Genomic DNA, 21,466 nt, shown 5'->3' with positions numbered 1-21,466 from the left:
CTCTCTCACTTAGACTAAAGTCGTCTGGAGCTTCGCTAGTAATTTGTCAGACTGAAAAGAGACTCCTATTTCTTTGCCATTACTTATACCTGATAAATTTAATATGCAGCACCCGCCCTTCGATAGCTTGTCTGAGGCTGAACAGTTAACGCTGCGATCGGCTTTGGACGTGGTTTACTAACGAGCACACGAAGTGATATTGGAAACAGACCGCCCGAGTCGACACCTGCACATTCTGATTAAAGGTGCTGTTGAAGAGCGTTTCAGCAGCGATGGAGAGATCTATGCGCACTATGCCAATGACGATATCTTCGATGTGCGCAGTCAGTTTGAGCCTCACACCAAACATCAATATATCGCACTGGAAGACACACTAAGTTACTATTACCAAGCGACATTTTTCTTGAGCTATACCACGCTAACGGCCAATTCGCCGCTTACTTTGATAGCAACCTCTCGACCCGAAAAGCATTGATTGAAGCCGCTCAGCAACAGCAGAATCTTGCCGAGTCCATACTGACCAAAGTCGATGATTCGATTTATCACCCACCACTGATACTTGAACCCGAACAGCCTATCAATCAAGTGACTCAAACCCTTAAAGAACAAGGCTTAGACTCAGCCTTGGTTCATTTGGAACATGATGATCCAAAAGCTTTTGGATCATCATGTTTCTTTCCGTAAGGAATCGTCACACGGACCAATTTATTGCACGCGGTAATGCTTGATGATCGCACTCTCGATACACCTGTCGGCGAGATAGCAACCTTCCCTGTTTTGCATGTTAATCATGGTGACTTCTTGTTTAACTCCATGATCACCATGACAAGAAATCGTGTAAAAAGGCTGATGGTTTGTGATAGGCTCAATACGGTCGGCATGGTGGATATGACGAAAATACTCAGTGCGTTCTCAACTCACTCACATGTCCTTACTTTGCGTATCGCTCAAGCCACCAGCATTGAAGAGTTGGCAATGGTTTCCAACAAGCAACGTCAACTGGTCGAAAGCCTGCTAAATAATTGTATTCGCACACGTTTTATCATGGAGCTGATTTCTGCCGTCAATGAACAGATAATTGAAAAGACCTTTGAACTGGTTATTCCCCCTGCGCTACACAACCATTGCAGCCTCATCGTACTGGATTCTGAAGGTCGCGCAGAATAAATACTCAAAACCGATCAAGACAATGCGCTGATCATTCAAGACGGATTAGAGTGGCACCAATGCCAAAATGCGATGAATGATCTCACTCATACCTTGCAACAATTAGGTTATCCACTGTGTCCTGGCAACGTAATGGTCAACAACCCGAAGTGGGTTCACTCTGAACAAGAATGGAAGCAAACTCTGACAAGTTGGGTAAAAAAGGCAACGCCAGATACAGTGGTGGATATTGCCATTATGGCGGATGCACATGCTGTTGCAGGTAATAGAGATTTGCTACTCCCTGTTAAGCAGCACTTGAGTGATTTAATACTAGGGCAAGAGCTGATTCTGACCGAATTCTGCCGCCCTGCATTGAACTTCTCTGTGCCTCTCACTCTTTTTGGCATTACAAGCTCAAAGGCTCTCCCTACCAGCCTCTGTTTACTGCGCCTGTTCATCAAGAATATGTCTCACTCGATTGTGAAACCACCAGCCTCGACCCTAATCAGGCTGAATTAATCACCATTGCCGCGACCAAGATCATCGGCAACCGCATCATCAACAACAAGCCTTCCGAAGTACGACTACAAGCCCCTCAATCTCTCGACTGCAATTCAATCAAAATTCACCGTATTCGCCATCAAGATTTAAAACATGGCATCGAAGAGAAGCAGGTTCTAATTGAATTACTTAACTTTATTGCTAATCGTCCTTTAGTCGGCTATCACATCTGCTATGACAAAAAGATTCTCGACCGCGCCTGCTTGAAACAACTCGGATTCCCGCTGCCTAACCGGTTAGTCGAAGTGAGCTAGCTCTATCAAGATAAATTGGAAAGACAGCTACCGAATGCTTATTTCGACCTCAGTATGGATGCGATTTGTCGCCAGCTCGACTTACCAACTCCATTCAATAAACATGATGCATTACATGACGCTATCTCTGCTGCGCTGATCTTTGTTCGCCTGAAACATGGCGATCTACCCCGTTTCAACTCTTCATACACCTAATTCAACCCCTGCATCTCGACATAGAGAGCAACATCTCAAAAATGAACTTAACTCGCTATTTTGTAAGTGAAAAGCGACGTCTCATCCTAAAGTCTAATTGTGGAAATCGCCGTCCTAGCCGAGAGTGATAACACAAAGACGGTTCTGTAATAGACCTAGAAACTGAACACAAAGGAAGTTGCCAATTCATTAGGAATGTAGGCACAAGGAGAGATGCAATGAGTGAAGCCCACGTTTATCCGGTAAAAGAAAATATTAAATCAACCACACACGCGGATAATGACACTTACCTAGCCATGTACCAACAATCTGTTTCTGACCCAGAAGGCTTTTGGGGTGAACATGGAAAAATCGTGGATTGGATTAAGCCATTCACAAAAGTAAAAAATACCTCTTTCGATCCAGGCCACATCGATATTCGCTGGTTTGAAGATGGCACACTGAATGTGTCGGCGAACTGTATTGACCGCCACCTTGCTGAGCGCGGTGATGAAGTCGCAATCATCTGGGAAGGCGATGACCCAGCTGATGATAAAAACCTAACTTTTAATGAACTGCACAAAGAAGTATGTCTATTCTCTAACGCTCTAAAAGAGCAAGGCGTACGTAAAGGCGACGTGGTTTGTTTATACATGCCAATGGTTCCTGAGGCTGCGGTTGCTATGCTGGCGTGTACTCGTATTGGTGCAGTTCACACCGTAGTATTCGGTGGTTTCTCACCAGAAGCTCTGTCCGGTCGTATTATCGATTCGAATGCTAAAGTCGTGATCACAGCCGATGAAGGCGTACGTGGCGGGCGGGCTGTTCCTCTTAAGAAAAATGTCGACGAAGCACTGACTAACCCAGAAGTGAAAACCATCGACAAAGTGATGGTGCTTAAGCGTACTGGCGGCGATGTTGCATGGCATGAACACCGTGATATTTGGTGGCATGAGGCGACAGCACACATATCAGCAGACTGCCCACCAGAAGAGATGAATGCGGAAGACCCACTATTCATCCTTTATACATCAGGCTCAACAGGCAAACCCAAAGGTGTAATGCACACTACCGGTGGTTACCTTGTTTACGCAGCAATGACCTTTAAATACGTATTTGATTACCAAGAAGGCGAAACCTTCTGGTGTACTGCCGATGTGGGTTGGATTACTGGCCACACATACCTGGTTTACGGACCACTGGCTAACGGCGCTAAGACAATCCTGTTTGAAGGTGTACCAAACTACCCGAACACAAGCCGCATGAGTGAAGTAGTTGATAAGCACCAAGTTAACATTCTTTACACTGCACCTACGGCTATTCGTGCACTGATGGCAAAAGGCAATGAAGCGGTTAAAGGCACATCTCGTGACAGTTTGAGAATCATGGGATCAGTAGGTGAACCTATTAACCCAGAAGCATGGGAGTGGTACTACAAAACGATTGGTAATGAGCAATCTCCAATTGTTGATACGTGGTGGCAAACCGAAACGGGCGGCATCCTAATTGCTCCGCTACCGGGCGCTACCGACCTAAAACCGGGCTCAGCGACTCGTCCATTCTTCGGTGTACAACCTGCGCTCGTAGATAACATGGGTAACATCATGGAAGGCGCTACCGACGGCAACCTCGTCATTCTAGACTCGTGGCCTGGTCAAATGCGTACCGTTCATGGCGATCATGACCGTTTTGAGCAGACATACTTCTCTACCTTCAAAGGCATGTACTTCACCAGTGATGGCGCTCGTCGTGATGAAGACGACTACTACTGGATTACTGGTCGTGTTGATGACGTACTGAACGTATCTGGTCACCGTATGGGTACAGCAGAGATTGAGTCGGCGCTCGTGGCATTCGATAAGATTGCAGAAGCTGCGATTGTGGGTATTCCTCACGACATCAAAGGTCAAGCGATTTACGCTTACATCACGCTTAATGATGGCGAGTTCCCAACCGCAGAGCTTCATAAAGAAGTGAAAGACTGGGTGCGTAAAGAGATCGGCCCAATTGCGACACCAGACGTACTGCACTGGACCGACTCATTACCGAAAACACGTTCAGGTAAGATCATGCGTCGTATCCTGCGTAAGATAGCAACGGGAGATACTGGCAACCTTGGTGATACTTCAACGCTCGCTGACCCAAGTGTGGTTGATAAGCTGATTGCCGAGAAAGCTGAATTGGCATAACAGCTATCACATCAAAATCACTATTTAAAACAGAACATTTCCAAACCGTCACCTATGTGGCGGTTTTTTGTGGCTGCTCTTGCTCTCAAATATCCACATTAAAATTATACCATTAACGCTTTTTGTTAAGTTGGTAACAATTTCACTTGCTACCAATAGGAGATTAGACCAGTAAATTGCTGCGATTTGCGCTGAATTAGCTATAATCTGGTTCTAATTTTTAGATTTGGGTTTTTCTCACTGGAAATTAACTCCAATTTTTCAATAAAATGGCAACATTCACGGCCGTAATCACGATAAAGGAAGATAGCCCCACGATGCCTACAAAGTTTCGCATTCTAGTTTTAAATGGCCCAAACCTTAACCTGTTAGGCCTAAGAGAACCGGCACACTACGGCTCTCAAACACTTGACCAGATTATTAGCTCACTAACAGAGCAAGCGAAAACACAAGATGTTGAGCTATTTCACTTACAGTCAAATCGTGAGTATGAACTGATCGAAGCTATCCATAGTGCATATCAAGATATTGATTTCATTATCATCAACCCAGCGGCCTTTACACATACCAGTGTGGCGTTGCGTGATGCACTACTTGGCGTAGCGATCCCATTTATTGAAGTGCACCTATCGAATGTTCACGCGCGTGAACCTTTTAGGCACCACTCTTACCTCTCAGACAAAGCAGAAGGGGTAATCTGTGGCTTAGGCGCACAAGGCTACCAATTTGCTTTGACTGCTGCGATTCACAAGTTGCAGTCAAAATAACGAACATAACCGAACTAATAGACACCAGCTCTAGTCATAGAGCATGGTTAATTAACAAAAGAGAAAGAAACGATGGATATTCGCAAAATCAAAAAGCTGATCGAATTGGTTGAAGAGTCTGGTATCGCAGAACTAGAAATCTCTGAAGGTGAAGAGTCAGTACGCATCAGCCGCAACGGCACTGCACCTGTAGCAGCACCAGTTCAATACGCAGCAGCTCCGGCTCCAGCAGCGGCACCAGCTCCAGCAGCGGCTCCTGCTCCTGCGGCGGCTCCAGAAGCAGCTGAAGCTCCAGCAGCAGTAACTGGTCACCAAGTTCTTTCTCCAATGGTTGGTACGTTCTACAGCGCGCCAAGCCCAGACGCAAAACCATTCGTAAAAGTAGGTCAACAAGTTAACGCTGGCGATACTCTATGTATAGTTGAAGCAATGAAGATGATGAACCAAATCGAAGCTGACAAGTCTGGTGTTGTAACTGCAATCCTAGTTGAAGACGGCCAACCAGTTGAGTTCGACCAAGCTCTAGTAATTATCGAATAATAGAGAAGCCTCATTATGTTAGATAAATTAGTAATCGCGAACCGTGGTGAAATTGCACTACGTATTCTGCGAGCATGTAAAGAGCTAGGCATTAAGACGGTAGCTGTTCACTCAACAGCTGACCGTGACCTTAAACACGTGCTACTTGCAGATGAAACTATTTGTATCGGCCCAGCTCGTGGTATCGATAGCTACCTGAACATCCCTCGTATCATCAGCGCGGCAGAGGTAACAGGCGCTGTTGCTATTCACCCTGGCTACGGCTTCCTATCTGAAAACGCAGACTTTGCGGAGCAAGTTGAGCAAAGCGGTTTCATCTTCGTAGGCCCTAAAGCTGAAACTATCCGCATCATGGGTGATAAAGTTTCTGCAATCACGGCAATGAAGAAAGCAGGCGTACCTTGTGTACCTGGTTCTGACGGCCCACTGAACGACGACGAAGCAACTAACAAAGCTCACGCTAAACGTATTGGCTACCCAGTGATTATCAAGGCGTCTGGTGGCGGCGGTGGTCGTGGTATGCGTGTTGTTCGCACTGAAGGTGAACTAACAGAAGCAATCGCAATGACACGTGCTGAAGCAAAAGCATGTTTCAACAACGACATGGTTTACATGGAGAAATTCCTAGAAAACCCACGTCACGTTGAAGTACAAGTAATTGCTGACGGTCAAGGCGGTGCTATCCACCTTGGTGAGCGAGACTGTTCAATGCAGCGTCGCCACCAGAAAGTGGTTGAAGAAGCACCAGCTCCAGGTATCACTGAAGAGATGCGTAAATACATCGGTGAACGTTGTACTCGTGCATGTCTAGAAATCGGCTACCGCGGTGCAGGTACATTTGAATTCCTATACGAAAACGGCGAATTCTACTTCATCGAAATGAACACTCGTATTCAAGTGGAGCACCCAGTAACAGAGATGGTAACTGGCGTTGACCTAATCAAAGAGCAACTTCGTGTTGCTGCTGGTCAGCCTCTATCTTTCACGCAAGACGATATCAAGATCAAAGGTCACGCGATCGAATGTCGTATCAACGCGGAAGATCCAGAGAAGTTCCTACCTTCACCAGGTAAGATTGAGCGCTTCCACGCTCCCGGTGGTATGGGCGTTCGCTGGGACTCTCACATCTACACGGGTTACACAGTTCCACCACACTACGATTCAATGATCGGTAAGCTAATCACTTACGGTGAGAACCGTGATGTTGCAATTTCTCGTATGAAAAACGCACTAGGTGAGATGATTGTAGAAGGCATCAAAGTAAACCTCTCTCTACAAGAGTCGATCATGAACGACGAGAACTTCCAACACGGTGGTGCAAACATCCACTACCTTGAGAAGAAACTTGGTCTTCAATAGAAACTAGCCTCGTGTAATTTGTTCTTAAATGAACAAAATAAAATGCTCACTTTGGTGGGCATTTTTTGTTTTTAAGCGTCCAAAAAACGCAATCAATATTCCCCATGATATTCCTTGGGGTTTTGGTGAATTTGCTCATATTTTCTGCTAGACTCGCCATCCAATTTTTCTCATATAGAAGATTCAGCCATGCCTTGGATTCAAATCAAGCTTAATGCTACCAATGAAAATGCCGAACAAATCGGCGACATGTTAATGGAAGAGACTGGTGCTCTTTCTGTAACTTTCCTGGATGCACAAGATACCCCTGTATTTGAGCCTCTGCCGGGTGAAACTCGCCTTTGGGGTGACACTGACATTCTTGCACTTTACGACGCAGAGATTGATACAGGTGTCGTTCTAGCGCAGATTAAAGCAAGCAACATGTTCCCTGCAGACTTTGCTCATAAAGTTGAGCAAATTGAAGACAAGGATTGGGAACGTGAATGGATGGACAACTTCCACCCAATGAAGTTTGGTGAGCGTTTATGGATTTGCCCAAGCTGGCGCGATATCCCTGAACCTGACGCGGTAAACGTAATGCTAGACCCTGGCCTTGCATTCGGTACTGGTACTCACCCAACAACAGCATTGTGTCTTGAGTGGCTTGAAGGATTAGACCTGACAGGCAAAACCGTCATCGACTTCGGTTGTGGCTCAGGCATCCTAGCGATCGCAGCGATCAAACTAGGCGCAGCAAAAGTTATCGGGATAGACATTGATCCTCAAGCACTACTTGCATCAAAAGACAACGCAGAGCGCAATGGCGTTGCTGAGCAACTTGAGGTGTTCTTGCCACAAGATCAGCCTGAAGGTTTACTAGCAGACGTTGTTGTTGCCAACATTCTTGCCGGTCCACTTCGTGATCTTTCAGGCATCATTAAAGGCCTAGTTAAGCCAAATGGCGTGCTTGCGATGTCGGGTGTTTTAGATACACAAGCGGAAGATGTTGCGACTTATTATCGTGATGAGCTTCACATTGATCCGATTATCGAGCAGCAAGAGTGGTGTCGAATCTCTGGTCGCAAGCAAGGCTAGACAAGACTTTGGGTGCTAATTGATTGAATTTCATGCAAATTACAAAAACAAATTGTAAATGCTCAAATATTAGTCTTTTCACGCAGCGAAAAAATGCGTAAAATGCGCGCCCTTGCTGGTACAGAACTGTGATGACGTTTTGAAAATCGGAAATTATCAACTTAAGAACAATCTAATCGTCGCTCCAATGGCTGGCGTAACGGATAGACCATTCCGTGAGTTGTGTCTTCGCTACGGTGCGGGGATGGCAGTCAGTGAAATGATGTCCTCCAATCCAAAAGTTTGGAAAACGTCGAAGTCTCAGCAGCGTATGGTACATGAAGGCGAATCGGGCATTCGTTCAGTACAAATCGCTGGTGCAGATCCACAGCTTATGGCCGAGGCTGCGCAATTCAATGTCGATAACGGTGCGCAAATCATCGATATCAACATGGGTTGTCCAGCCAAAAAAGTGAATAAGAAGCTTGCGGGCTCCGCCCTACTTCAGTACCCAGACCTCATTGAAGAGATCTTGAAAGCTGTAGTAAACGCAGTCGACGTTCCAGTAACGTTAAAGACTCGTACAGGCTGGGATACAGATAACAGAAACTGTGTCCAAATCGCTAAAATAGCCGAAGACTGCGGCATACAGGCACTTGCCCTTCACGGGAGAACTCGCGCTTGTATGTACAAAGGTGAGGCAGAATACAAACACATTAAAGCGGCGAAACAAGCTGTATCTATTCCGGTTATTGCTAACGGTGATATCGATAGCCCGGAAAAAGCGAAGTTTGTGCTGGAGTACACCGGCGCTGACGCTTTAATGATTGGTCGTCCTGCCCAAGGTCGTCCATGGATTTTTAACGAAATCCTACACTTTTTGGAAAACGGCACCACGATGGACCCACTCCCAATTTCGGAAGTGAAAGACATCATGCTTGGCCATGTTCACGCTCTACATGAGTTTTATGGAGAGTTTTTAGGCCCTCGCATCGCTCGTAAGCATGTGGGTTGGTACCTAAAAGAACATGAACAAGCGAGTGAGTTTCGCCGTACCTTCAACGCACTCGAAGCAGGTGATCTGCAGCTTGAGGCGTTAGAAGGTTATTTTGATAACGTTGCACCATAATTACGAGAAGAGCTAGACCGAATATGTTCGAACAAAATCTGACTTCAGAAGCATTGACAGTGACTACAGTAACATCACAAGACCAAATCACGCAGAAACCACTACGTGATTCAGTGAAAGCATCATTGAAAAACTACCTTGCTCAATTAAACGGTCAAGAAGTCAGCGAGTTATACGAACTAGTATTAGCTGAAGTTGAACAGCCACTACTAGACACCATCATGCAGTACACTCGCGGTAACCAAACTCGCGCAGCAACGATGATGGGTATCAACCGCGGTACTCTTCGTAAGAAACTTAAAAAATACGGCATGAACTAATCGTTCTTTCGTAATTAATTGAATTGAAAGCCAAGCTCATTCATTGAGTTTGGCTTTTTTTTGACTTGTAGATTGAGGAAGGGAGAAGTTGGGAGTGGTGGATAGGCTCCACATTTACCAGAGCGCCTCTTAGCTGCAGCAGCGTCCTTTTTCAACATTTTCTGAATCTAGTGCAGCCAGAATCGAACAATGGCTAGCGTTGTCATCTATGTGGCCACAACACGCATCGTTAATCTTTTTAAGCGCAGTCCGGATCTTGGTTAACTCAGTAATCTTCTCATCAATCATCTCCAGCTTGGCAGTGGTGATGGACTTCACTTCGGCACAGCTGTGTTGCGTCGCTTCCAAGCGAATCTCGAGCAATTCTTTAATCTCATCTAAACTCAGCCCCAACTCTTTAGATTTAAGAATAAAGGTCACCTGTTTTTGGTTATTTTCATCATATAGGCGATAACCCGATTCACTACGGCTCGCAGGAGCAATCAAATTATTTTTTTCGTAAAAGCGTAAGGTATCGGCTGTCACACCGCATCGTTTCGCTAATTCACCGATCTGAAACATGTTTTTCCCTATTCCTTCATTCATTTCACAATTAACTTTATCGTTACTTTTTAGGCTGAAATGGCACTTTTCATAATTATTTTTTGCATGCCAAACGATTGCGCGAGCTTTTTTGTAATAAATTAGTTAGAATCTGCGCCATCAAATTTGGAGTTGGTTATCTTATAGCTTAATCGTAAGACTAACCTCAAAGGTCTTTACCAAAACTGGCCAATATTTTATCTCTTACTGGAATCTAGAATAATCCACGTTGAGAAGATAGAAACAAGTTCTTTTTTGGCAAATATCTTTATTTTAACCCCATGAATTTGAGGAAAATGGAAGCATGAATAACGCTCGTCCAATTCGCCGCGCTCTAATCAGCGTATCAGACAAAACTGGTATCGTTGAATTTGCACAAGCTCTTGCTAACCGTGGTGTAGATATCCTATCTACCGGTGGCACTGCTCGCCTGCTTGCTGAAAAAGGCATCTCTGTTACAGAAGTATCTGACTACACTGGTTTCCCAGAAATGATGGACGGCCGTGTTAAGACTCTGCATCCAAAAGTTCATGGTGGTGTTCTAGGCCGTCGCGGCCAAGACGATGACGTGATGGAAACTCACGGTATCAACCCTATCGATATGGTTATTGTAAACCTATACCCATTCGCAGAAACCGTTGCTAAAGAAGGCTGTACGCTTGCTGACGCTGTTGAGAACATCGACATCGGCGGTCCAACAATGGTTCGCTCTGCAGCGAAAAACCACAAAGACGTAACTATCATTGTCAACGCTCACGACTACGACCGTGTTATCGCTGAAATGGACGCGAACGAGAAGTCTCTAACACTAGAGACGCGCTTCGACCTTGCTATCGCAGCATTCGAGCATACAGCATCTTACGACGGCATGATCGCTAACTACTTCGGCACTATGGTTCCTTCTTATGGAGAGAACAAAGAAGGTGATGAAGAGAGCAAATTCCCTCGCACATTCAACCAACAGTTCGAGAAGAAACAAGACATGCGCTACGGTGAGAACAGCCACCAGGCAGCCGCATTCTACGTTGAAGCAAACCCTGAAGAAGCATCAGTTTCTACTGCTCGCCAAATCCAAGGTAAAGCCCTTTCTTACAACAACATCGCTGACACAGATGCAGCACTTGAGTGTGTGAAAGAGTTCGATGAGCCAGCATGTGTGATCGTTAAGCACGCAAACCCATGTGGTGTAGCACTAGGTGAAGATATCCTAGAAGCTTACGACCGTGCATTCAAAACAGACCCAACGTCTGCATTTGGCGGCATCATCGCATTCAACCGTGAACTAGACGCTGCAACAGCAACGGCTATCACTGAGCGCCAATTCGTTGAAGTTATCATTGTTCCTTCTGTTTCTGCTGAAGCGGTAGAAATCGTTGCGGCTAAGAAAAACCTTCGCCTACTTGAGTGTGGCGAATGGACAACTAAGACAACTGGCTTTGACGTGAAGCGCGTTAACGGCGGCCTACTGGTTCAAGACCGCGACCAAGGCATAGTATCTGAAGATGACCTTAAAGTCGTTTCTAAGCGTCAACCAACCACGGAAGAGCTAAAAGATGCCCTATTCTGCTGGAAAGTAGCGAAGTACGTGAAATCTAACGCGATCGTTTACTCGAAAGGTGACATGACTATCGGTGTAGGCGCAGGCCAAATGAGCCGCGTTTACTCTGCGAAAATCGCAGGCATCAAAGCTGCAGACGAAGGTCTACAGGTTGAAGGTTGTGTAATGGCATCAGATGCGTTCTTCCCATTCCGTGACGGTATCGACGCGGCTGCAGAAGCGGGCATCAAGTGTGTTATCCAACCGGGTGGCTCTATGCGTGATGACGAAGTTATCGCAGCAGCAGATGAGCACGGCATGGCGATGATCTTTACTGGCATGCGTCACTTCCGCCACTAATTTCCTCTTCGTATTTGGCACTGTGGTGTCGTTAGCTGCTTTCGCCCACCCTGGTCACATAGCGAGCTATGCTCCCGGGGATGGGCTCAATTGCTGCCTAGCCACATCAACAACTACTTTGAGCGAGACTTATAATTTTGTTTTTTAAATATTCCGATATTTGAAATACGTAGAGCAAATCAGTGACTTTAGTTCAAGGAAAACACGCGCAGCTTATGACTATAAGTGAGCATGTTTGATGCAGAAATAAAGGCTCTGAGCAGCTATAAGGATTTTAAAACATGAATGTATTGATTATTGGTGCCGGCGGTCGTGAGCATGCACTTGGTTGGAAAGCAGCACAAAACCCAAACGTTGAAACAGTATTCGTTGCTCCAGGTAACGCAGGTACTGCACTTGAGCCAAAACTAGAAAACGTAAACATTGGCGTTGAAGACATCGCTGGTTTAGTAGCGTTTGCTCAAGAGAAAAAAATCGAGCTGACTATCGTTGGTCCAGAAGCACCACTCGTTATTGGTGTGGTTGACGCGTTCCGCGAAGTGGGTCTGCCTATCTTTGGCCCAACTCAAGCAGCAGCACAGCTAGAAGGCTCTAAAGCATTCACTAAAGACTTCCTAGCTCGTCACGATATCCCAACTGGTTCTTACGCGAACTTCACAGAGATTGAGCCAGCTATCGCTTACGTTCGTGAACAAGGTGCACCAATCGTAGTTAAAGCTGATGGCCTTGCGGCAGGTAAAGGCGTTATTGTTGCGATGACTCTTAAAGAAGCAGAAGACGCAATCAAAGATATGCTAGCAGGCAACGCATTTGGCGAAGCCGGCAGCCGCGTAGTTATCGAAGAGTTCCTTGAAGGCGAAGAAGCAAGCTTCATCGTGATGGTTGACGGCTCGAGCGTACTGCCTATGGCCACCAGCCAAGACCACAAACGTGTTGGCGACAAAGACACAGGTCCTAACACAGGCGGTATGGGGGCTTACTCTCCAGCTCCAGTAGTAACGCCTGAAATCCATAACCGTATCCTTGAAGAAGTTATCTACCCAACGGTACGTGGCATGGACGCAGAAGGCGCACCTTACACCGGTTTCCTTTACGCTGGCCTAATGATCGATGCTGACGGCACTCCGAAAGTTATCGAGTACAACTGCCGCTTCGGCGATCCAGAAACGCAACCTATCATGATGCGTATGGAGTCAGACCTTGTTGAACTTTGCCTAATGGCTATCGACGAGAGGCTGGACGAAGCAGAATCTAAATGGGATCCACGAGCTTCAATTGGTGTTGTTCTTGCAGCTGGCGGTTACCCTGCTGACTACTCAAAAGGTGACGTAATTTCACTACCAACAAGCAAAGTTGAAGGTCAAAAGATTTTCCACGCAGGTACTGCAAATAACGAAGCTGGCGATGTTGTGACAAACGGTGGTCGTGTGCTTTGCGCTACAGCACTTGGTAACACGGTTTCTGAAGCTCAAGAGCGCGTTTACGCGTTAACGAAACAAGTAAGCTGGAATGGTATGTTCCACCGCAATGACATTGGTTACCGTGCGATTGCGCGCGAGCAAGAGCAGTAATCACGGTGCCACTCGCTTACTTTCCAATAACAGTAAGTTAATGACAAAAAAAGAAAAGTAGAGAAAGGCGCCTTAGTAGGCGCCTTTTTTATTGTCCTAAGTACAGACGGACAGACTAATAAGTATTTAGCCTACAGTAGGCCAAATGCTTTGAATGATCTATTCGCTACTCTTCAGCAGTGATGGTCTTGCAACACAATCATGGCTTTCTTCCGCCAACATCAATAGCTCCTCTACAGTGATTTTTCCTAGTGAGTCACTACCAAGAAACGCCGCATAACTCTCCACTGATGCCAAACGGTTAATCACAAAGTTTGGTAAGGCTTGGTTAATATCGATGCTTGAAAATTCTTTACCCGAGCAAGTTTCGAAAGATTCACCGTTCCAATAGCCTTGGACCAATTTGAATCCTTCGTCATTCTGCTTAGCCGTGGTCTCTAAGACCTGTGAGGCTTCTTTCTTATAGGTTTCTAACTGTGACGATCGGATAGGTAGAATTTTGCCAGCAATGCGGTACTGCTGGTACACAGCTTCGCCTGACTTGTTGAAACGTACATGAACACGATATGAGACCAGTTCATTCGATGCGTTGCGCTGCTCGCCTTCACGGATAAATTCGCGAAGTACACCTTCCGACCAGGCATAATCCGTTTGATACCAACCGTAATCACCGACGGTAACATAGTCTGCTGATGTATGAGGCTGCGTGAGCTTATTGGTCACCCAGTAAAAACTTGTCGCGTCACCCATGACCTGGCCGCCGGTATAAGTTTCAAATTGTTCTAGGTTTTTGCGAGGGCTGGTTGAAGAACAGCCAATGAGAAATGTAGATAATAGTGAAACGAGAAGAAGTGCTTTTTTCATAAAAACCTGTACCGAGGTGGAATACGACTACCTCGGTACAGTTTAGATTATTTCACTGAATCTTTCAGCGCTTTACCTGCAACAAATGCTGGAACGTTTGCAGCAGCGATTTGGATCTCATCACCAGTTTTTGGGTTACGACCAGTGCGAGCTGCACGGTGGTTTACTTTAAAAGTACCAAAACCAATTAGCTGAACTTGATCGCCATCTTTAAGAGCATCTGTTACACCACCAAGAGTCGCTTCTAGAGCAGCTTTAGCTTGTGCTTTAGAAAGGTCCGCTTTTTCAGCAATAAAGTCGATTAATTGAGTCTTGTTCATTTTAGGTTTCCCTTCTTTGTATTTTTGAATTCAATTCACTCTAAAACATAAATGCCCCATCTGGCAAAGGTTTGTCGCCGATCTTTGACTCTAATGCCGTAGTTTTAGCCATATTATGAGTAATAACTCACAATTTGTTACTGATTTTATTGAGCAAGCCCTTGTTTAAAAGGGCCTGAGCGCAAAATTAATGATGACCTAGCCACTACTTTTTCTCTATAATCCACGCTGAATCGCTGATAAAGCGTACAATTTAATTTAAGGGCAAACATGCTGCTGCTAACTATTTACGTCTCCATCGCCATTGGAGTTTCTTTCATTTGTTCTGTTTTGGAAGCTGTACTTTTGAGTATTAGTCCGAGCTACATCGCTCAACTAAAACAAAATGGGCATCCTGCAGCAGAGTCGTTAGACAAACTGAAAACAGACATAGACCGCCCACTAGCGTCAATTTTAACGCTTAACACCATCGCGCACACAATCGGTGCTGCAACTGCAGGTGCACAAGCAGCGGTTGTTTTTGGTAGCCAATGGTTAGGTGTATTCTCTGCCATACTGACTCTAGGTATTTTAGTACTGTCTGAAATCGTTCCAAAAACAATTGGTGCAACTTACTGGCGTCAACTTGCACCAGCATCCGCAACCGTACTTCGTTGGATGGTGTTCTTCCTAACTCCGTTTGTGTGGTTCTCAGAGCAAATCACTAAGCGCTTGGCTCGTGGTCACGAAGCACCAAAAATGCGTGACGAGCTATCTGCAATGGCGATTTTGGCAAAAGAGAGTGGTGAGTTTGCGGAAGGTGAATCGAAAATCCTAAGCAACCTATTAGGCATTCAAGATGTACCTGTCACTCAAGTAATGACACCACGTCCGGTTGTGTTCCGTGTCGATGCTGAAATGAGCATCAATCAGTTCCTTACGGACCATAAAGACACGCCATTCTCACGTCCGTTGGTTTACAGCGAGCAGAGTGACAACATCATCGGCTTTGTACACCGTTTAGAGCTGTTTAAGCTGCAACAAGCGGGTTGTGGCGAAAAACCATTGGGTGACGTAATGCGCCCTATTCACGTGTTACTGAATAATCTGCCATTACCAAAAGCGTTCGATCAGATGATGGCTCAACGCCTTCAGCTATCTCTTGTTGTTGATGAATACGGCACAATTCAAGGCATCATTACCCTAGAAGACATCTTTGAGCACCTAGTAGGTGAAGAGATTGTTGATGAAGCGGATAAAACGACCGACATGCAAGAGTTGGCATTCCAACGCTGGGAAAAATGGAAAGAGAAACACGGCGTAATTGAGAGCCGCGATGAAGAAGACGAGTTGGAAGAAGAAACTCAAGAGGATAGCGATGCTTCAGATTCGAAGGCAACCGACAAAGAGCAACTGACTAAAGAAGATAAAAAAGACGCGTAATCTGAATTGGTTATCAATAGATACAACAAAGGCTCCCGAGGGAGCCTTTGTTTTTATATGTACTTTGGTTCGATTGCGAACTTATAGAGTAACGCCAATGTTACTTACTGGCTCTTCACGCAGTTCGTGGCGTAAATCTTTAATCAACTCAATATCACGTTCCGTCGCTTCACGTAGTGGTCGGAAGATAGCCCACTGAACGTCCCACTCTTCACATACCGCTTCGTTTTCTTTCTGATTTTCGTTGGTCACTTCTTCAGCGCCTTGAGCGAACTCAAGCTCAGCAACCGTTTTAACCGACTGTTGGCTTACTTTAATCACAGCTTCAAACATATGCTCGCGGTCAAGCAGACCATGAACAAGCGTTGCCAAACCTTGGCAAGCGTCCATTGCAGGATAAACACCGTAGAAGTCAAAGTCGTCTGCGCTAGGAAAAAGTTCTTCAACTTTCTCTAATTGGCGCTCAAAGTTCACCTTCGCCGTTTTAACCGTTAGGATTTCCCAAATACTATCCAAAACATCACGATAGATTCGAGCTTCCGCAAATTCTGTATTCTCACAAAAAATGGCATAGTTAGGGTACATACGCTCGCATAGACACGCCATAAAGGTAATTTGTTGCCAAGGTTCTAACTTTTCAAGACGAACCTGCAGTGGATTCTGAAGCATAGTCACTCAATAATTGCAGAAAAAGACAGCGAAAGTGTACTTGATAAACCCTGGGGGGAAAAGGTAAGCCGATGAACAATTTTACTAATAAACTCTATATTGCTACTGAGCATGACGATACCTACGTACAACTGATTCTAAAACAAGATTTACCCGACCTAGAAATCACTCAAAACCCAGAGTCTGCAGAGATCGTATTAGCCTCACCTCCCCTCATCGCTGATTGCTTGGATGAATTTACGCAGTTAGATTGGCTACAAAGCACCTACGCTGGTATCAATAAACTCACTCAGCCCAATCTGCGCCATGATTACACACTAACTAACGTGAAAGGTATCTTCGGGCCAGCGATCGCAGAGTACGTACTAGGTTATACCATTAGCCACTTCAGACACTTTTCCCACTACCACAAGCAACAACAGCAACAAAATTGGCAACCCCAGCTTTATACTAGCCTTACCGATAAAACCATGGTGGTTTTAGGTACGGGTTCAATTGGCAGTTATCTAGCGCAAGCCGCATCAGCCTTTGGTATTCACACCATAGGTGTCAATCGCACTGGCATTCCCCCAAAGCACGAAGCCTTTAAGGATACTTTCCACATCAATGAACTTGAGGCGGCTCTCAAGCAAGCGGACATTGTGATTAACACCTTGCCATCGACCGCTGAAACCTATCAACTGCTCAACCAAACGACCCTTAGTTATTGTTCTAACGTGCTGCTGTTCAATGTCGGGCGAGGTGAAAGTGTCGACAATAAAGCGCTGTTATTGGCAATTAAAAATCGTTGGGTTGAGCATGCATTTCTTGATGTATTCGAGCATGAGCCTCTTTCTCAAGAGCACCCATTTTGGAAACTGCCACAAGTCACTATTACACCGCACATTGCCGCACTCAGCGAACCGAGACAGGTGGTCGAGATCTTCGCAGAGAACTACAAGCAGTGGCGAGATGGATTTACCCTAAACCATGTCATCGACTTTGATAAAGGCTACTGATGAGCTCGTCATTATTCACAGAGATAAGACAATGCCGAGCTTGTGAACCTCATCTTTCACATGGTGCTAACCCGGTTATCCAAGCCCATCCAAATGCACGCTTGTTGATCATTGGGCAAGCACCAGGTATCAAGGTTCATGAATCCTCCATCCCGTGGAATGACGCCAGTGGCGCGCGATTAAGGGAGTGGTTGGGAATAGACAACGACACCTTTTATGACGAACAAAAGGTTGCGATTGTACCTATGGGTTTTTGCTACCCAGGTAAAGGGAAGAGTAGTGATCTGCCACCACGCAAGGAGTGTGCAGAGCTCTGGCATAAGAAAGTATTACAGTCACTGCCCAATGTTCAAATGACACTTTTGATTGGGCAGTATGCGCAAAACTACTACTTGAAGAAAAAAGCCACCAAGACACTGACAGAGACCGTCAAAAACTGGCAGGTTTGGGCACCAAAATTTTTACCACTTCCCCACCCTTCACCACGCAATAATATTTGGCTCAAGAAGAACCCATGGTTTGAAAGTGAGGTTATTCCTTACATCCGCAAACACATCTCAGAGCATTTGGCCTACCATGATCCAAATGCTTAATGAACTGCACACAGCCGAAATTAAACGAGCATAAAATTACCAATCTGAAGGCAATAAAAAACGCTGCCGGTTACCCAGCAGCGCTTTCAATTATCTTACTCAGAGTTACTTATGGTAAGGCTTAGACAATTCGTGAACAGCGTCAACGAACACACCAGCGTTTTCTGGCGGCACATCTAAGTGAATACCGTGGCCTAGGTTAAATACGTGGCCAGTACCAGCATCACCAAAACCTTCAAGGATAGTTGATACCTCTTCACGGATACGCTCTGGAGAAGCATAAAGCATTGAAGGGTCCATGTTACCTTGCAGAGCAACCTTATCACCCACGCGCTTAACTGCGTCTTGGATGTTGATAGTCCAGTCTAGGCCAACTGCATCACAGCCCGTTGCAGCGATCTGCTCTAGCCACATGCCACCGTTCTTAGTAAATAGCGTTACTGGTACGCGACGACCATCGTTTTCACGGATCAGACCGTCAACGATTTTGTGCATGTATTGCAGTGAGAATAGGTTATAATCACGAGGAGTCAGTACACCACCCCATGTATCAAATACCATTACCGATTGAGCACCCGCTTTGATTTGCGCGTTTAGGTATTCAATAACGCTGTCTGCTAGCTTATCTAAAAGTAGGTGCAGCGTTTGTGGTTCTGCGTACATCATCTTCTTGATCTTAGTGAACGCTTTAGAGCTGCCACCTTCAACCATGTAAGTTGCTAGCGTCCATGGGCTACCAGAAAAGCCGATCAAGGGAACGTCACCATTCAAATCTTTACGAATTTGACGTACTGCGTTCATGACGTATTGCAGCTCACCTTCTGGATCTGGCAGGCCAATTTTTTCTACGTCAGCTTTACATGTGATAGGACGCTCAAACTTAGGACCTTCACCTGTCTCAAAGAACAAACCTAGGCCCATAGCATCAGGGATCGTTAGAATGTCAGAGAACAAGATTGCCGCATCAAGCGGGAAACGACGTAAAGGTTGAAGGGTTACTTCGGATGCAAGTTCCGCGTTTTTGCACAAAGACATGAAGTCGCCTGCTTCTGCACGCGTAGCTTTGTACTCTGGAAGATAGCGGCCAGCTTGGCGCATCATCCATACCGGTGTGTAATCAACAGGCTGCTTTAAAAGTGCGCGTAAATAGCGATCGTTCTTTAATTCGGTCATTCCGTTAAATTCCAATTCAATCTTGTCTAATTTTGATGGCAAGTATTCTAACACTGATTGAGGGGTAAAAGCTGTGTGCTTTGCAACCTAGATCAAGTTATTAACTTTTAAATCAATGCTTAATTTGCACCCAATTAAAGGAGCATGTTAAAAATTTGCTCGCTAGCAAAAATTACAATTATAACACCTGAGTAGTCACTACTCAGCATCTCATAACGACATCTTACTTACCCCCTCCACTTGTGGAGGGTTTTTTTTAGCTTTTGACCACCCATAGGCAAAATACTATGACAGGTGATTTAGTGCTCCAACTCTTGTTCTGTTGCGCCCGCTTTGACCACGTCATTAACCGTTTTCTCTATCAGCTGCCTCGCAATGGTGCCCACAGGCGCCACATCTGGCAGAGTCGTCACATCAAACCATTGCGCGTCGGATAGCTCGCTATAATCAGGTTTGAGCGTACCACCAGCATAGTCAGCAAGAAAGCCCATCATCATGCTCGACGGGAATGCCCAAGGTTGGCTGCTAAAATAGCGAATGTTGTTCACATCAATCCCCGTCTCCTCTTTCACTTCACGAGCAACACACTGTTCTAAGGTCTCTCCAACCTCTAAGAAGCCCGCTATAACGGTATACATGCCCGTTTTATGTCTTGGGTGCTGCGCGAGTAATATCTTGTTGTCGTTGCGTACAGCGACAATAATGCATGGGAAAATACGCGGGTAATGCAGAGTACGACAGTCTCCACACTGCATTGCCACTTGATTGTGGTTTAGGTGATTACGGCCACCGCACTGCGGGCAGAAACGCATGCTCTGGGTCATATGGCCATATTGGATAGCTTTACTTGCAGTAAGAAAACTCGATTCAGGCCAGTGTAATAATTCTCTTAGGTTGACCATCGTCAGCTCTGCCTCAACGTCACAGTCGTTCAACCAATAGACGTTGCGACCTTGATGCAGACCAATACAGATTGCATGCTCTACATTCAGCCCTAGCTCGTCAGCAGAGCCGAAAGGGAACTGGTCATTATTAACCCAAATATCACTACCGGAAACAACGCACCAATAAGCTTGCTCAGCCATTTTCTTATCACTTTTTTTTAACATCCATACGCCTCATTGCTTGCAGTTCGTTCATTTTACTGGCAATCTAATTTCATACTAGAGTTGTGGCAGAGAATATTTCAAGCTATTACTTTTAGTAGATATCGATAAACGGACCCTGCTTAGGCAATTTCAATGATCACAAGGTTGTGATCAGATCATGAGGACATGGTCATGCTAAATAAATTTAAACAAATACAAGAACAATGGGGTGGCTCAAGCGAGGTCATCGATCATTGGCTCGAAACTCGACAAGCTCTCATTGTCGAATATTGCAAGCTAGGTGCCTTGCAGCCAGCTAGCAACGGGCAATCAAACGTTGTTGAACTCCCTTCTCCTAAAGAAATCAGCTCATTCTGCGATCATGTTGTCGATTATATCTCAGAAGGCCATTTTAAGATCTACGATATGGTCATGAAGAAATGGCAAGCAACAGGCTTTAAAACCAATGACGAGATTGATGCAACTTACGCGAAGATCATACTTACTACCGAGCCTCTTCTAGAGTTCAATGATAAGTACGTTAAAGTAAATGCAAATGATGAGTTGCCTAACTTCGAAGGAGATATGTCAAAAGTAGGTGAACTACTCGAAGTACGTTTTGAAGTAGAAGATAGTCTTATCCAGCTCATTGCAGACAGCTTAGCGATTCCACCAGGCGCCTAGTTAACTGAACTCTTAAGAAGCTTGCCTCTGTGCAAGCTTTTTGTTTTGCCTATAGCTCCCCTACCCACTCAACTTTGTTGAGGCCTAAGTGCCACCAGCAAACCACC

Annotated in this window: 23 protein-coding genes and 1 pseudogene; 18 read left to right on the top strand and 6 right to left on the bottom strand. The window is 45.4% G+C overall.

Translation table 11 applies throughout. The annotated features are described in order from the left end of the window. Positions 1-199: 199 nt before the first annotated feature. The 12 genes and pseudogenes from ACTRWI_RS05655 (at position 200) to fis (ending at position 9,498) form a co-directional block, all read left to right on the top strand. Positions 200-475, top strand: coding sequence for a hypothetical protein (locus tag ACTRWI_RS05655; protein ID WP_499129825.1), 276 nt, complete (start codon positions 200-202; stop codon positions 473-475). Then, positions 472-684, top strand: coding sequence for a hypothetical protein (locus ACTRWI_RS05650; protein WP_499129824.1), 213 nt, complete (start codon positions 472-474; stop codon positions 682-684). Before ACTRWI_RS05655 ends, ACTRWI_RS05650 begins: the two co-directional genes overlap by 4 nt. A gap of 36 nt (positions 685-720) precedes the next feature. Then, positions 721-1,668: pseudogene (locus ACTRWI_RS05645) on the top strand (DUF294 nucleotidyltransferase-like domain-containing protein). Beyond that, on the top strand, positions 1,587-1,964 hold the full coding sequence (locus ACTRWI_RS05640; RefSeq protein ID WP_499129856.1) for an exonuclease domain-containing protein: 378 nt from the start codon (positions 1,587-1,589) through the stop codon (positions 1,962-1,964). The pseudogene ACTRWI_RS05645 and the gene ACTRWI_RS05640 overlap by 82 nt, the downstream one beginning before the upstream one ends. 15 nt (positions 1,965-1,979) lie before the next feature. Beyond that, complete coding sequence (locus tag ACTRWI_RS05635) at positions 1,980-2,159, top strand: hypothetical protein (RefSeq protein WP_499129823.1); 180 nt, start codon at positions 1,980-1,982, stop codon at positions 2,157-2,159. A 218-nt stretch (positions 2,160-2,377) separates the two neighbouring features. After that, the gene (acs, locus tag ACTRWI_RS05630; protein WP_499129822.1) at positions 2,378-4,327 is read left to right on the top strand and encodes an acetate--CoA ligase; all 1,950 of its coding nucleotides are present in this window, start codon (positions 2,378-2,380) and stop codon (positions 4,325-4,327) included. A gap of 317 nt (positions 4,328-4,644) precedes the next feature. Next, entirely contained in the window at positions 4,645-5,094 is a 450-nt protein-coding gene (gene aroQ / locus ACTRWI_RS05625; RefSeq protein ID WP_499129821.1) for a type II 3-dehydroquinate dehydratase, read from the top strand. A gap of 72 nt (positions 5,095-5,166) precedes the next feature. Continuing rightward, the gene (gene accB, locus ACTRWI_RS05620) at positions 5,167-5,634 is read left to right on the top strand and encodes an acetyl-CoA carboxylase biotin carboxyl carrier protein (protein ID WP_171369057.1); all 468 of its coding nucleotides are present in this window, start codon (positions 5,167-5,169) and stop codon (positions 5,632-5,634) included. 15 nt (positions 5,635-5,649) lie between these two features. Further along, positions 5,650-6,993: an acetyl-CoA carboxylase biotin carboxylase subunit gene (accC, locus tag ACTRWI_RS05615; RefSeq protein ID WP_499129820.1), complete on the top strand. Its 1,344-nt coding sequence runs from the start codon at positions 5,650-5,652 to the stop codon at positions 6,991-6,993. A gap of 189 nt (positions 6,994-7,182) precedes the next feature. Further along, positions 7,183-8,070: a 50S ribosomal protein L11 methyltransferase gene (prmA, locus tag ACTRWI_RS05610; protein WP_063525206.1), complete on the top strand. Its 888-nt coding sequence runs from the start codon at positions 7,183-7,185 to the stop codon at positions 8,068-8,070. A gap of 139 nt (positions 8,071-8,209) precedes the next feature. Beyond that, on the top strand, positions 8,210-9,178 hold the full coding sequence (gene dusB, locus ACTRWI_RS05605) for a tRNA dihydrouridine synthase DusB (protein WP_499129819.1): 969 nt from the start codon (positions 8,210-8,212) through the stop codon (positions 9,176-9,178). Between the two features lie 23 nt (positions 9,179-9,201). Beyond that, the gene (gene fis / locus ACTRWI_RS05600; RefSeq protein WP_004729744.1) at positions 9,202-9,498 is read left to right on the top strand and encodes a DNA-binding transcriptional regulator Fis; all 297 of its coding nucleotides are present in this window, start codon (positions 9,202-9,204) and stop codon (positions 9,496-9,498) included. Positions 9,499-9,627: 129 nt separating this feature from the next. Here the strand turns inward: fis and zntR are convergent, their stop codons facing one another. Continuing rightward, on the bottom strand, positions 9,628-10,059 hold the full coding sequence (gene zntR, locus ACTRWI_RS05595; RefSeq protein ID WP_063525205.1) for a Zn(2+)-responsive transcriptional regulator: 432 nt from the start codon (positions 10,057-10,059) through the stop codon (positions 9,628-9,630). A 325-nt stretch (positions 10,060-10,384) separates the two neighbouring features. On the opposite strand from zntR, the gene purH reads away from it, so the two are divergent. After that, positions 10,385-11,977 (top strand): bifunctional phosphoribosylaminoimidazolecarboxamide formyltransferase/IMP cyclohydrolase, encoded by a 1,593-nt coding sequence (gene purH, locus ACTRWI_RS05590; RefSeq protein ID WP_499129818.1) that lies wholly within the window; start codon positions 10,385-10,387, stop codon positions 11,975-11,977. 281 nt (positions 11,978-12,258) lie between these two features. Further along, complete coding sequence (gene purD, locus ACTRWI_RS05585) at positions 12,259-13,548, top strand: phosphoribosylamine--glycine ligase (protein WP_499129817.1); 1,290 nt, start codon at positions 12,259-12,261, stop codon at positions 13,546-13,548. A gap of 159 nt (positions 13,549-13,707) precedes the next feature. Here purD and ACTRWI_RS05580 read toward each other — a convergent pair whose 3' ends face one another. Together ACTRWI_RS05580 and hupA are read right to left on the bottom strand one after the other, a co-directional pair. Further along, complete coding sequence (locus ACTRWI_RS05580) at positions 13,708-14,412, bottom strand: DUF1481 domain-containing protein (RefSeq protein WP_499129816.1); 705 nt, start codon at positions 14,410-14,412, stop codon at positions 13,708-13,710. A 47-nt stretch (positions 14,413-14,459) separates the two neighbouring features. Then, positions 14,460-14,732, bottom strand: a complete 273-nt coding sequence (gene hupA / locus ACTRWI_RS05575) for a nucleoid-associated protein HU-alpha (RefSeq protein WP_004729753.1) — start codon at positions 14,730-14,732, stop codon at positions 14,460-14,462. A gap of 270 nt (positions 14,733-15,002) precedes the next feature. Between hupA and ACTRWI_RS05570 the strand changes: the two genes are divergently transcribed. Then, a complete protein-coding gene (locus tag ACTRWI_RS05570) occupies positions 15,003-16,154 on the top strand; it encodes a CNNM domain-containing protein (RefSeq protein WP_499129815.1) in 1,152 nt (383 codons plus the stop codon). An 81-nt stretch (positions 16,155-16,235) separates the two neighbouring features. Here the strand turns inward: ACTRWI_RS05570 and ACTRWI_RS05565 are convergent, their stop codons facing one another. Continuing rightward, positions 16,236-16,823, bottom strand: coding sequence for a YjaG family protein (locus tag ACTRWI_RS05565; RefSeq protein WP_499129814.1), 588 nt, complete (start codon positions 16,821-16,823; stop codon positions 16,236-16,238). 71 nt (positions 16,824-16,894) lie between these two features. On the opposite strand from ACTRWI_RS05565, the gene ACTRWI_RS05560 reads away from it, so the two are divergent. Next, positions 16,895-17,821 (top strand): D-2-hydroxyacid dehydrogenase, encoded by a 927-nt coding sequence (locus ACTRWI_RS05560; protein ID WP_499129813.1) that lies wholly within the window; start codon positions 16,895-16,897, stop codon positions 17,819-17,821. Next, complete coding sequence (locus ACTRWI_RS05555; protein ID WP_499129812.1) at positions 17,821-18,414, top strand: uracil-DNA glycosylase family protein; 594 nt, start codon at positions 17,821-17,823, stop codon at positions 18,412-18,414. Before ACTRWI_RS05560 ends, ACTRWI_RS05555 begins: the two co-directional genes overlap by 1 nt. 105 nt (positions 18,415-18,519) lie before the next feature. On the opposite strand, the gene hemE is transcribed toward ACTRWI_RS05555, so the two are convergent. Further along, positions 18,520-19,587 carry a uroporphyrinogen decarboxylase gene (gene hemE / locus ACTRWI_RS05550; protein WP_198779362.1) on the bottom strand — a complete coding sequence of 356 codons (1,068 nt, stop codon included), beginning with the start codon at positions 19,585-19,587 and terminating at the stop codon, positions 18,520-18,522. Between the two features lie 299 nt (positions 19,588-19,886). Continuing rightward, positions 19,887-20,696, bottom strand: a complete 810-nt coding sequence (gene nudC / locus ACTRWI_RS05545) for an NAD(+) diphosphatase (protein ID WP_499129811.1) — start codon at positions 20,694-20,696, stop codon at positions 19,887-19,889. A gap of 171 nt (positions 20,697-20,867) precedes the next feature. On the opposite strand from nudC, the gene rsd reads away from it, so the two are divergent. After that, positions 20,868-21,359 (top strand): sigma D regulator, encoded by a 492-nt coding sequence (rsd, locus tag ACTRWI_RS05540; protein ID WP_499129810.1) that lies wholly within the window; start codon positions 20,868-20,870, stop codon positions 21,357-21,359. The last annotated feature ends 107 nt before the right edge of the window (positions 21,360-21,466 follow it).

The sequence above is a fragment of the Pseudoalteromonas sp. G5_S1_14_S5 genome, from assembly GCF_054968605.1.
This window is presented reverse-complemented; position numbering and strand designations above follow the sequence as displayed.

Bases quoted from the DNA above. Each gene is read 5' to 3' on its own strand.
- acs (WP_499129822.1), top strand. From the start codon at position 2,378: ATGAGTGAAGCCCACGTTTATCCGGTAAAAGAAAATATTAAATCAACC.
- aroQ (WP_499129821.1), top strand. From the start codon at position 4,645: ATGCCTACAAAGTTTCGCATTCTAGTTTTAAATGGCCCAAACCTTAAC.
- accB (WP_171369057.1), top strand. From the start codon at position 5,167: ATGGATATTCGCAAAATCAAAAAGCTGATCGAATTGGTTGAAGAGTCT.
- accC (WP_499129820.1), top strand. From the start codon at position 5,650: ATGTTAGATAAATTAGTAATCGCGAACCGTGGTGAAATTGCACTACGT.
- prmA (WP_063525206.1), top strand. From the start codon at position 7,183: ATGCCTTGGATTCAAATCAAGCTTAATGCTACCAATGAAAATGCCGAA.
- fis (WP_004729744.1), top strand. From the start codon at position 9,202: ATGTTCGAACAAAATCTGACTTCAGAAGCATTGACAGTGACTACAGTA.
- zntR (WP_063525205.1), bottom strand. From the start codon at position 10,059: ATGTTTCAGATCGGTGAATTAGCGAAACGATGCGGTGTGACAGCCGAT.
- purH (WP_499129818.1), top strand. From the start codon at position 10,385: ATGAATAACGCTCGTCCAATTCGCCGCGCTCTAATCAGCGTATCAGAC.
- purD (WP_499129817.1), top strand. From the start codon at position 12,259: ATGAATGTATTGATTATTGGTGCCGGCGGTCGTGAGCATGCACTTGGT.
- ACTRWI_RS05580 (WP_499129816.1), bottom strand. From the start codon at position 14,412: ATGAAAAAAGCACTTCTTCTCGTTTCACTATTATCTACATTTCTCATT.
- hupA (WP_004729753.1), bottom strand. From the start codon at position 14,732: ATGAACAAGACTCAATTAATCGACTTTATTGCTGAAAAAGCGGACCTT.
- ACTRWI_RS05570 (WP_499129815.1), top strand. From the start codon at position 15,003: ATGCTGCTGCTAACTATTTACGTCTCCATCGCCATTGGAGTTTCTTTC.
- ACTRWI_RS05565 (WP_499129814.1), bottom strand. From the start codon at position 16,823: ATGCTTCAGAATCCACTGCAGGTTCGTCTTGAAAAGTTAGAACCTTGG.
- ACTRWI_RS05560 (WP_499129813.1), top strand. From the start codon at position 16,895: ATGAACAATTTTACTAATAAACTCTATATTGCTACTGAGCATGACGAT.
- ACTRWI_RS05555 (WP_499129812.1), top strand. From the start codon at position 17,821: ATGAGCTCGTCATTATTCACAGAGATAAGACAATGCCGAGCTTGTGAA.
- hemE (WP_198779362.1), bottom strand. From the start codon at position 19,587: ATGACCGAATTAAAGAACGATCGCTATTTACGCGCACTTTTAAAGCAG.
- nudC (WP_499129811.1), bottom strand. From the start codon at position 20,696: ATGTTAAAAAAAAGTGATAAGAAAATGGCTGAGCAAGCTTATTGGTGC.
- rsd (WP_499129810.1), top strand. From the start codon at position 20,868: ATGCTAAATAAATTTAAACAAATACAAGAACAATGGGGTGGCTCAAGC.